The sequence below is a fragment of the Synechococcus sp. CBW1108 genome, assembly GCF_015840335.1.
Lineage (GTDB): Bacteria > Cyanobacteriota > Cyanobacteriia > PCC-6307 > Cyanobiaceae > Cyanobium_A.
Genome location: NZ_CP060395.1, coordinates 2,258,221 through 2,269,737 on the forward strand (window position 1 = coordinate 2,258,221; position 11,517 = coordinate 2,269,737).

Genomic DNA, 11,517 nt, shown 5'->3' on the forward strand with positions numbered 1-11,517 from the left:
AAGGCTCCAAAAACGCGGGCTGGGCCCAGGAGTCATGGGTGCAGGAGCTGGCACCAGCGAAGCTGAAATCAGCTGCTGATCTGCCCCGCCTTGGAAGAGCTCTTCAAGAGTGATCTCGACGCCAGCAGCACGGGGCTGAATAGCGGCGGCGATATCGGTTCCAACTCAAGCGAGCCCGGCGGCTGCGACTGGACCAACCCCCAACAGAGTGGCTTAGACGGCGACCTGCAGCGCAGCCAGGAGGCGGTGGCCCTCAATGAGCTGCTGCAGGAGCAGGGCCTGGAGGGGGGCGCGGTGGATGCCCTGGTGCAGGGTGACAGCTATGGCGACCTGGGCGGCGCCAGCGATGATCCGCTGCTTTCGGAGGTAGCTCCTCCCCCCCTGGCGCTCAGCCTGGTGGTGCTGGATCAGTCGCTGGACGACTGGCGTGAGCTGGCGGTGAGCGCCCCGGCGGATGCCGAGCTGCTGGTGCTCGATCAGGCCAGCGATGGCGTGGCACAGATTTCCGACTATCTGCTGCAGCAGCGACTCGACGGCCAGGGCAGCTACAGCAGCCTGGAGATAGTGAGTGAGGGGGCTGACGGCCTGCTGCAGCTGGGCAACGGCACACTGGAAGCCGCCAACCTCAGCAGTTACGGCGATCAGCTGCGCACCTGGGCCGACAGTCTGACCAGCGGCGCCGACCTGCTGCTGTTCGGCTCGAATGTGGCCGCCAGCGCTGCGGGCGTGAGCTTCGTGCAGGAACTGGCCAGCCTCACCGGCACGAACGTGGCCGCCAGCCGCGACCGCACCGGTGCCACCGAGCAGGGCGGCAACCTGCTGCTGGAGGAGCAGACCGGATTGGTCGAAACCAGCCTGGCCTGGCTGGAGCAGAGCATTGATGAGCTGGGCATGGTGCTGGATGCACCGGCAATGGAGGAGGAGCAGGAGGCCGCCAGCAGTGCGGAGCCCGTTGCTGAACAGATTGCCGAACCTGGTGCTGAGGCGCCCGCCGAAGCCACGGCAGAAATAGCATTGGAGATTGGCTCAGAGTTCAGCTCTGAGGAGCAGGTTGGCAGTGCGGAGCTGGCTCAGGAAGACGCGGTGGTTGCGGTCACCACCCCCACCCAACACAGCACCTCACCGCCCTTTGCGAAGAGCGCCTTAGCGATGCTGCGGCCCTGAACACATGGCAGCAGGCCCTTAGCGACGTCAACCAGATTCTCAGCGATCTACCTGAGCGGGGCGACTACGGCGACGTGCTGCAGGAAGCCTTCGGCAATGCCGGCACCGATCCCACTGCATTTAGGGGCAACGAGGCCACGCTGGCCGAAACGCTCAACAGCAGCGGCCTGCAGATCACGGTGGAATTGCGCAGCGCTGAGGAACTCAATGGCGCGGCGGCGGCCTACGCGGCCCAAGGCCACACCGGCACTGAACGCATCTACGTGAATGCCGATTGGCTGGCCTCCGGTCCTGGCGCCGCCGAAATCAGCCAGGTGTTGCTGGAGGAAACCGGCCATGCCATTGATCAGCGCCTCAATGCCGAGCTGGACAGCCCGGGTGATGAGGGCGAATTGTTTGCAGCTCTGCTGCTGGGTCAATCGTTGAGCGAAGGCCAACTTGTGCGGATCAGTGTAGATGCTGATCATCAAATCATGGCGCTGGATGGCGTTCAGGTGGCTGTTCAAACGTCTGAAGTAGCCCCAGACAGAATCATTATTAGCTCAGATTTTGAAAGCAACCCATTTAATTTGGGATGGACGACCGAAGGCGAGGGTGCGTCGTGGACGAGCTCAGATGCAGCGGCGGGAATTTATTCACTGCGTGTCGAGGACAATTACTGGGCATCGCCACTGATAGAGACAACGTTGAACCAGTGGTATAATCTCTCCTTCAAAACAAAAGCTCCCTAAGTCGTCAACAATATCGGCAGCAGCGGCTACGGCTACTGGGCTGCCATTTTCTTCGACAGTAACGGCAATCTGATTGACGACATATATTCAAGTGTCTTCCAATCTGATGACTGGTCTAGCAATAATGTACGCATTCGGGCCAAGCACAGGATCGGCGCCGAAGGGACATTTTTGCCCGTCAGCATGCAGATTCGATTTGTGCCAATTGGGTCGCAACCATTTTACATCGATGATGTGGTTCTACGGGAAACAACCCTCGATGAGGTAGCCCAATGGGCAGATACATTTTATGATCACATGCCTGCCAAGTTGGATTACGACCCCAACAACAGTCGGTGGGATCGAATTCCTGAGACGATCAATAAGCTTCAAAACGGGGAACCACTAAGAATTGTGATGCTTGGCGACAGTGTTCAGCAGGACACGGCCAATTCTCCATTTGAAGCCTTTCTCCAGCGCGCCTACCCCAACAGCCAAGTGGAATTAATTGGGTCCACGCGAGGCGGGACTGGAGTTAGCTTTTACCAAGATCACGTGGAGGAATATGTAACCAGATATAGCCCTGATCTGTTGATGATTGGTGGAATCAGTAACGGAGATAACCTTGATGCTTACCAAAGCCTCATCGATAAAGTCCGCGCCCATGACTTAGAAAATGGTCACACTACAGAAATTATTCTACAGACGCGCGCATGGAGTCCAAGCGGTATTTTTTACCCCCCCCCCCCCTACTTCTTTCTGCGGCAAGACATGAGGGAGCTGGACCAGTTAGATGACCTCGGCAACCACGATCTCTCGACAGATGATTTCCGCGTTGCCCTGCTGAACTTCGCTGCAGACAACGATGTTGAATATCTCGACATGACTGGCATTGTCGCAGAATTTATTTTCGGGCCCGCCACTGAAGCAGGCATTGGAGCAACAACAAGCACGGCTGGTGACCCTTACAGCTACTGGATGCGCGACTGGGTGCATACTAATGATTACGGGAAACAGATTCTTGGCCGGATATTAGAGAGCTACTTTGCACCTGCTGATAACGGTGATGCGGTTTTCTCCATCAGCGGCACCCTCGCTGTAGGTCAGACCCTTACCGCCGCTGTTGCAACAGATGACCCTGATGGCAATGGCCCCTTCTCCTACACCTGGCAGGCCTTATCCGACACCCACATCGATGGCAACACCTGGTACAACGTCGGCACCGATAGTCCCTCCTACACCATTCTCCCGGGCGATCAAGGTAAGGAGCTAAGATTACTTGTCTCCTACACCGATGGCGGAGGACACCTTGAATCTGTCGCCACTTCTGCTGGCCAAGTTGCCGCTAATCATAACAGTCACCCTGTAGATCCCGAGGCGCGTGAGGAGTTTGAAATCAATATTCTCGAGCGTCCGGTCTTCGCCGAGTCGTTTAGTAATGGGTCACGGTTCCTGCTTGATCGGATGCAACGTGTGGGCAGCGACGAAACGGGCTTTGGTATTTCCGCTGAACCCGGCGAAGGGTGGTCTGAGGCTAAATACTTTTTCGCTGAGCCGCTTGATGTCACGGAGGAAGAAATCATCGTCTATTGGAGCTTCCGGGCCGATCCCTCGGAAGGCGCTGAGAAAGCCACATTGAACATGTATCTTAATTTTACCGACGTGCCCGATACGGAGACGGAGCCTCCCGAACCTGCACGGATCGGGATGCGGGTGCGTTCAAACGCGGAGGCAAATTTGAATGTCGACCCAGGTTGGCAGAAGATTAATGACCCAGATATATATACTGCCTCCCGCACAATGTTTCCAGACGCTGACACGATAGCAAAATTTCGATTGCGGATTCGATTGACTGGCGAGGACGAGGTTGAAGCAGAGCCGTCATGGTGGGACCCGACAGGCACGACACCTCAGTGGAAGCCGTTACTTGTGAATGGGTCAAATGAACCGGTGGTCATGACCCTGAGCATCGAAACCCATCTCTTAGGTAATACTACATTTCCTTCCCTCTTCTTTCAATCACCATGGGATGTGCCGTATCTCGACACCGTGCTGGTGACGAGACTCCAATATAACGCTGAAAACTATCCCGCCGTCATCAGCGGCACCAGCACCGGCGACGTCACAGAAGACGGCGGCGAGGGCGAGTTCACCAGCGGCAGCCTTTCCGTCAGCGATGACGACAGCGGTGAATCGGGCTTTGCACCGGTAGATCCCGCAGCTCTCATTGGCACCTACGGATCCTTCACCTTCGAATCCGGTGCTTGGACCTATCGCCTCGATAACGCAAGCGCTCCTGTTCAGGAGCTCACGGCTGGAGAAACGGTCACAGACAGCCTCACCGTCCAATCCGTTGATCTCAGCGCCAGCGAAACCATCACCGTCACGATCACAGGCGCCGGCGACTCTGCTTTCATCAGCGGCACCAGCACCGGCGACGTCACAGAAGACGCCGCCGGCAATGCGGAGGGATCGGTTGTTGCCACCTTCTCCACCGCCGATGCAGAAGGCAACCCTGTCACCGTCAGCCTTTCCGATACCACCAATTACATCCTTGGCACCGGCGAAAATGCCGGCAAGGTTCTACTCACCGCCGCCGGTCTGGCCCTGGTCAATGCCGGCACTGAGCTGCCTCCCTTCACGCTCACACCCAATGACGGCAGCATCAACGGCACACCCGTTGCGGTTGATCCTTCCGTCGCCGCCGTCAATGACGCGCCGACGCTGACGCTGATCAGCACCACCGCCTTCACAGAAGATGCCGCCGGCAATGCGGAGGGATCGGTTGTTGCCACCTTCTCCACCGCCGATGCAGAAGGCAACCCTGTCACCGTCACCCTTTCCGATACCACCAATTACATCCTTGGCACCGGCGAAAATGCCGGCAAGGTTCTACTCACCGCCGCCGGTCTGGCCCTGGTCAATGCCGGCACTGAGCTGCCTCCCTTCACGCTCACACCCAATGACGGCAGCATCAACGGCACACCCGTTGCGGTTGATCCTTCCGTCGCCGCCGTCAATGACGCGCCGACGGTTGCTTCCCCCCTGGTCAATCAGAGCGCCACAGAAAATTCACCCTTCTTCTTCACCGTTCCGGCCGACACCTTCGCTGATGCTGATGCCGGCGTCACGCTCAGCCTCAGCGCCACCCTCGCCGGTGGTGCAGCTCTGCCGAGCTGGCTGAGCTTCAACGCTGAGACATACACCTTCAGCGGCACTCCCACCATCGGCGATGTCGGCACGATCAGCGTCCTTGTCACCGCTACCGACGGCAGCGCTTCTGTTAGCGACTCCTTTTACATCGTCATTGCTACCGCCGCCGTCATCCCCGACAACACTCAGCCGGTGACAGTGGTCGAAGTCGACATTAACGAAGACGACTTCACCATGTCTGGCGGTGTGATACAGGACGTCATCCAGGCGGAGCCCGTTGTAGATGCGGAAGGCGCTATTAGCGGATTTATATTGATAGTTGGTGACGCGCCGGTTGTGATTACGGTTCCTGCCGTGGAGGAATTAGGGATTGATCCTTCAGATGGTCTTGTATTGCTCGGGGATCCATTTCTGTTCGCTGTAGAAATTACAGCTGACGCTGACCAACGGCCTGGTACCCAGGTGGTTATCAGCGTTGACTTGTCTAATCAGGAAGGGCTTGAAGGCATACCGCTTGACGAACTCGTCTATGCTAAGTACTACACTCAGGCTGCTATTGATGAATACATGTTCAATTATGGAAGTCTGCTGGGCCTCGATGGCGAGTCAATTACGACGGGAGGCTGGTATCCATTCATGCAACAATCGGTAGAAGACGAAAATGGCGCGAGAGTCTACTCTGGGGATGGAGCTCGGTTCGCTGTTGTGGACGGCAATCTGACCCTCATTATATCTTTGACTGATAATGCATTTGGCGACGTTGATTTAGATCTTGACGAGCTCATTGACCCCGGCATTATGTATGCCCTAGGAGGCTGTTGCGCGTAGATCACCCAGCGACACTCCACAGACGTATCCAAATCTGCCCTGATCCCAGTGACAGCAGTGGATCTGGGCGATAAAATGGGGCATGCAGAAGCGCAAGACCTTTCGTCCCTGGCAGCCGGAGCAGACCTCCTTGCTGCCGGCCTCACCGAGTGACTGGCTGACCGCTGACCATCAGGTGTATTTCCTGCTCGATCTGGTCGATGAGCTGGATCTGTCGGCGATCGTGATCCCTGCCCAGAGCAAAGATCCCCGTGGCGAGAAGGGTTTCGACCCCAGGATGATGACGCTATTGCTGCTTTACGCCTACTGCGTGGGCACGGTCTCCTCCCGGAAGATTGAGCGGGCCTGCTACGAGGATCTGGCCTTCCGGGTGCTTACCGGCAACCAGCAGCCGGACCACAGCCGGATCAGTGAGTTCCGGCGCCGCAACCTTGAGGCCCTGAGCGAGCTGTTCGTTCAGATCCTGCGCCTCTGTCAGGCGGCCGGCATGGTCAGCCTGGGCCATGTGGCGCTGGACGGCACCAAGGTGCAGGCCAATGCCTCCAAACACAAAGCGATGAGCCACGAGCGGATGCTCAAAGCCGAGGCGCAGCTCGAGAAGGAGATCAAGGAGCTGATGCGCCGGGCCGAGATCCTTGATGCGCAGGAAGACGGCAAGTACGGCAAAGGCAAGCTGGGCAGTGATCTGCCCAAGGAGCTGCGGCGGCGCGAGGACCGGCTGAAGAAGATCCGCCATGCCCGACAAGCGTTGGAGGCAGAAGCAGCGGCCGCCGCTGCCCGTGATCGCGCCAAGCAGGCAGCAGAGGCAGAAGCTGCGGTGGCGGATGCTGCTGCTGCTGCCGATGCCGCAGTAGCGGATGCCAGCGAACAGCAGAAGCTGGCTGGCAAAGCAGCCAAGGCGCAGGAGAAAGCAGAGGCCGCCAAGGAGCTAGCGATCGAGAAGGCCCAGGAGGCAGGCCTTGAGCCGGAAGGATTGGATCCTCAGCCGGCTGACGCCATGCCTTATCGCGGCCTGGCCCATCGGGCCGATGGCAGCCCCACAGCCGCTGCGCAGCGGAACTACACGGATCCAGACAGCCACATCATGAAAAGCGACGGCAACCTGCTGCAGGGCTACAACTGCCAAGCGGCCGTCGATGGCGATCACCAGGTGATCGTGGCGATGGGCGTCAGCAACCAACCGCCGGATCCAGAGCACCTGGTGCCCATGCTGGAGCGCACCATGGCCAACACCACCCAGGTGCCCAGGACGTTCATTGCTGATGCGGGCTACTGGAGTGAGGACAACGTTTCTGCCTGCGAAAAGCGAGGCACCGACCCCCACATCGCGACGGGCAGGCTGCCGCACGGTCAGCCATTACCACCGATCTATGGCCCGATCCCCAAGGGGCTGGATGCCAAAGGCAAGATGGCCCGCAAGCTACGCAAGAAAGAAGGCCGAGAGATCTACGCCAAGCGCAAAACGATCGTGGAGCCGGTGTTTGGTCAAACCAAAGAAGTGCGAGGGCTGCGGCGCTTCCTGCTGCGCGGGCTGGCCAAGGTGAATGGGGAATGGATGCTCTGGGGAACAACCCACAACCTCAACAAGCTGTGGCGCCACCTGAAGAAACAGAGGCTGCAGGAGGCGATGGCAACGGGATAGGGGGGCAGACCCCCACGGCTGAGCAGAAGTCAGCGAACCGCGTCCGAAATTCAAAGGAAGACGGTAAAGAAAGAAGTGCCGAGCTGCGCTGGATGGCGTGAGCGGCGGCGCTACGAGCGACACACTCCTAGTTGCTGCGGAATCCCCGGATGGCGTCACCCCGCCCCCCGATCAACCAGCCCCCCAAGCCGGTGTGTTCGAAGTTGCCTCCGTGAGCTCCACCGACAGAACTTTTGCTTCTTCGGTCGCCACCCCAGGGGAAACAGTCACCCTAGAAACCACAGCCGCCGCAGAAGCCGCCGCAGAAGGCCCGGCCGATTCGGGCGCCGCTTCCGGCTCGGATGCTGGATCCGGCTCTACCAAGCCCGATAACTCCTTGGTGCTGGCCTATGCGGAGCGGGCCTTTGATGACTTGATGAGCTGGGCCACCAGCTCCGGCTTGATCAGCCCCCCAGTCGATGGCCAAGGCGCTGCCACCAGCAACGGCAACGGCACCAGGAGCACAACCACAGACGAGTCCCGGACGCTGGCGTTTGTGTCCCAAGCACTCGGCATTGAACCCGGCCTGTCCCGCGGCATGCTGCAAGCCCTGGCCCTTGGTGGCGCCAGCCTCTACGCCATCAACCGCTTTGGCGGCGGCAGGCTCAGCAGCTGGGTGCGGAAGCTGCTGCCTGCCGCCCCCCAGGTGGCCGCGGCCGAGCGCATCGTGGTGGTGTTCAAGCTGCTTTCCCCGGCCGGGCTGCACTGCCTGGTGGCGGCCCAGGTAGATGCGGACAAGCTTGAGATCTTGGCTGAGCAGGCCCTGCCGATGAGCCTCAGTGCCGCTGCCGCCCCCAGCCAGGCCGATCTGGAGCCCCACCTGCGCAAGCTGGTGGAGCGGGTCAGCAACCAGACAGGCACCCACGACCTACTGCTCTACGACCCGCACCTCCGCCAGGAGCTGCCCATCTACGACAGCCTTGGCCGCATGCAGGCCGAGTTGCAGCCCCAGAGCCTCGATAGCATCCTCGCCTCGCTTGGGCCCGACCAGCTTGTTGAGCTGCGCAGCTGGATCAACCGGCCCTCCGGCACCGACCTGCGCCAGCACCCCGTGGGCGATCGGCTCGAGAGGCGTCAGCGTGAATTGCGCCAGCGCATGGATACCGACAAGGCCTCACTTATCAGCCTGCTTGAGCTCAGCCTGGCCCTGGGTCAGCGCTTCGCCTGAGCCTGGCACCCCCGACTACTTGCGCCCCTGGCTATTTGCCCTCCATGACCCACACCCCGTTCCAGTCCGGGCCGGGGTTGTTTTGTTGCAGGTGCTCGCAGCGCTCTAGGTAGAGCGCACTCAGCCGGTCACCCGGGTGCAGTGCCAGTGCCGCCTGGAACTCGCCCATCGCCTCTGCCCACTGCTGTTGGCGGTAGGCCTGGAGCCCCGTGCCATAGCGGGCGAACACCGCATCGCGGTTGGGGAAGCTCGCTTCGGTGCTGAAATCCAGCAGCTCATGCACCAGCACCGGCTCGCTCTTGCCCTTCACCACCACCTGGTCTGCTTCCCGGCTCACATATCGGCCCTTGGCCCGCCGCAGGGTGGCATCGCTCACGAGCAGTTTGGCGCCATAAAACTTGCAGGCCGATTCCAGCCGCGCCGCCAGGTTCACGCCATCGCCGATCACCGTGTAGTTCATGCGCTTGGGGGAGCCGATATTGCCGCTCACCACCGCATCGGTGTGCAGCCCAATGCCGATCCCTATCGGCTGCTCCCCCCGCGTCTGGCGTTCGCTGTTGAAGTTCCCCAACACCTCCTGCATGGCGATCGCCGAGCGGATCGCCTGATCTTCGTCGCTGTCGCCCGCCACCGGCAGCCCAAACACGGCCATCACGGCGTCGCCGATGAACTTATCGAGCATGCCGCCTTCCCGTTGCAGGCAATCCACCATCAAGGTGAAGTAGTCGTTGAGGAAGCGCACCGTGCCCTGGGCGCCCAGCACTTCGGTGATGCTGGTGAAGCTGCGGATATCGCTGAACAACACCGTGGCCATGCTCTCCACACCACCAAGGGTGTCGGAGCCGCTGCGCAGTAGCTGCTCGGCGATCAGGGGGTCCATGTAGCGGGCCATCGTGCCCCTGATCCGTTTCTCCTCGCTGATGTCCTCGAGCATCAGGATCACGCCGATCGTGCCGAGGCGGGGGTCCTGCAGCGGCTGCAGGGTGATATTTACAGATGTGGTGCCCTCAGTGAGGGCCAGCTCCGTATCCAGCAGCTGGCGGCTCTCGCCGCGGTGCTGCACCTCCTGCAGTTGCAATGCCAGCCAGCCGTTAGGGCCGCCAAACAGCTCGGTGGCGGGCCGGTCAACCAATTGCTCCAGTTCGCAGCCGAGGATCCGGCAACTCGCCTGGTTGGCCGTGCGCACCAGCCCAGACTCGCTGAAGGTGATCACGCCGCTGGGCATGCTTTCGAGGATCGACTCCTGGTAGTTCTTGGAGGCCTCCAGATCGCCATAGCTCTGGCGCAGCTGGCCGGCCATGCCGTTGAACGACAGGGTGAGGTCGTTGACCTCATCGATGGCGCTGCCGCTCAGCCGTTGATCCAGCTCACCTTTGGCCATCGCATCGGCGGCGCCGGCCAGCTTTTGCAGTGGTGAGCTCACCAGCTTGGCCGTGAACCGGCTCACCAGCACCACCACCCCGAAGCTCATCAACACCAGCACAAGGCTGGTGGCGAGGGTGTTTTTCGCCGCTGCCAGGTAGTTATCTTCCGGCGTGGCCACCACCACCTGCCAGCGGATACCGGAGGGGTCGTTCCACATCCGCGTCACCACCATGCTGGCGCTGCCATTGATGCTGCGGCGCTCCGCCAGTTCCTGGCCAAAGCGTGGTTTCACCAGCTGGGCCATGCCGCGAACCAGCGGGTCGCTGGCTTCGGTGGCCCGTTGGCGCACCAGGCGTCCACCCTCGATCCCATAGAGCTTCTGGGCACTGGAGCTGCCCACCACAAATCCCTGCTGGTCCACCACCAGCACCGCCGCCCCCTTGCCGATCTGGAGGTTTTGCAGAAAGCGGGTGATCTGGATCGGCCAGATGTCGGCGCCGGCCACGCCAGCGGGAGCTTTGGTGGAACCGAAGGGCACGGAAAAACCGCTGATTGCCTCCGGATTGCCCACGGCTCTCTGATACCAGAGCATCTGCCGGGCATCAAAGCTCTGGCTGCGGATCGCCTCTCCCGGCTGGCCATCGGCTCCTGCTCGGGCGGTGATCATGGGGCGCAAGCCCGATCCCGGCCCCTGGCGGCTCAGTTCCAGCTCGTCGGTTTGCTGGTTGCGCTCCAGGGCGATGTAGGTGCCATCGGGGCGGGCCAGCTGCACATAGCCCAGGCCCTGGAACTGCTCCATCTCCGTCTGCAGCAGTGGCCCCAGCTCCAGCACCCGCCCCGGGCTGATCAGGCCGCTGCCCAGCAACCTGGCATTGATGGCGTTCACCTGGCGCGGGGCGCTGAGCTGGGCATTCAGCTCCTGCAGCACCCGCTCGCCGATCTGGCCACCCAGCTCACTGGTGAGCTGGGTGATGATCCGCCCCGCCATCTGATAGCTCAATCCCAGCACCAGCGCCATCGCCAGCAGCAGCTGGGCGGCAAAGGGGGCGAACATCAACTGGGGCAGGCTGCTGCGCTGGGGCAGGCGATCGCGCAGGTTCTCCAGCCACCGCAGGCGGGGGCTGCGTCGTCTTCGCCGGGGCACTGGGCCGCCGGGGCTCAGCTGGCTGGAGCTTTCCATTCTTCCCACTCCACAACTACATCGCTGATCGCGGCTGGATCTGGAGGTGGCATGCGGGAGAGCACATCCTGGGGCAGGCCTAGCCGCTGGAACACCTCCTGGCGCTGCTCCTGGGCCATCGAGGCCAGTGCCTGCACCACATCGCGGATCTTTTTCTCCCTGTAAACCAGGCCCATCAGGTGGTGCTGATCGTCTGGCTGGAGGCTTTCAAACCACTGCAAAAAGCTGGAGACGCGTTCGGCAGTGGGGCGGGGAGTGGCGGTCATGG

At 60.8% G+C, this 11,517-nt stretch carries 7 protein-coding genes; 5 read left to right on the forward strand and 2 right to left on the reverse strand.

Translation table 11 applies throughout. From position 1 onward, the window contains the following. Positions 1-90 precede the first annotated feature (90 nt). The 5 genes from H8F27_RS12325 (at position 91) to H8F27_RS12345 (ending at position 8,704) form a co-directional block, all read left to right on the forward strand. Complete coding sequence (locus H8F27_RS12325; RefSeq protein ID WP_197148359.1) at positions 91-1,164, forward strand: DUF4347 domain-containing protein; 1,074 nt, start codon at positions 91-93, stop codon at positions 1,162-1,164. Between the two features lie 74 nt (positions 1,165-1,238). After that, entirely contained in the window at positions 1,239-1,895 is a 657-nt protein-coding gene (locus tag H8F27_RS12330; RefSeq protein ID WP_197148360.1) for a hypothetical protein, read from the forward strand. Between the two features lie 183 nt (positions 1,896-2,078). Continuing rightward, complete coding sequence (locus H8F27_RS12335; RefSeq protein ID WP_197148362.1) at positions 2,079-5,855, forward strand: VCBS domain-containing protein; 3,777 nt, start codon at positions 2,079-2,081, stop codon at positions 5,853-5,855. An 82-nt stretch (positions 5,856-5,937) separates the two neighbouring features. Next, complete coding sequence (locus H8F27_RS12340; protein WP_197148363.1) at positions 5,938-7,497, forward strand: IS1182 family transposase; 1,560 nt, start codon at positions 5,938-5,940, stop codon at positions 7,495-7,497. A 97-nt stretch (positions 7,498-7,594) separates the two neighbouring features. Continuing rightward, positions 7,595-8,704 carry a hypothetical protein gene (locus H8F27_RS12345; RefSeq protein WP_197148364.1) on the forward strand — a complete coding sequence of 370 codons (1,110 nt, stop codon included), beginning with the start codon at positions 7,595-7,597 and terminating at the stop codon, positions 8,702-8,704. A 31-nt stretch (positions 8,705-8,735) separates the two neighbouring features. On the opposite strand, the gene H8F27_RS12350 is transcribed toward H8F27_RS12345, so the two are convergent. Next, positions 8,736-11,249, reverse strand: a complete 2,514-nt coding sequence (locus tag H8F27_RS12350; protein WP_197148365.1) for an adenylate/guanylate cyclase domain-containing protein — start codon at positions 11,247-11,249, stop codon at positions 8,736-8,738. Then, a complete protein-coding gene (locus tag H8F27_RS12355; protein WP_197148367.1) occupies positions 11,228-11,515 on the reverse strand; it encodes a hypothetical protein in 288 nt (95 codons plus the stop codon). Before H8F27_RS12355 ends, H8F27_RS12350 begins: the two co-directional genes overlap by 22 nt. Between the last annotated feature and the right edge of the window lie 2 nt (positions 11,516-11,517).

Coding starts and splice junctions, on each gene's coding strand:
- H8F27_RS12340 (WP_197148363.1), top strand. CDS start 5,938: ATGCAGAAGCGCAAGACCTTTCGTCCCTGGCAGCCGGAGCAGACCTCC.
- H8F27_RS12335 (WP_197148362.1), top strand. CDS start 2,079: ATGCAGATTCGATTTGTGCCAATTGGGTCGCAACCATTTTACATCGAT.
- H8F27_RS12350 (WP_197148365.1), bottom strand. CDS start 11,249: ATGGAAAGCTCCAGCCAGCTGAGCCCCGGCGGCCCAGTGCCCCGGCGA.
- H8F27_RS12355 (WP_197148367.1), bottom strand. CDS start 11,515: ATGACCGCCACTCCCCGCCCCACTGCCGAACGCGTCTCCAGCTTTTTG.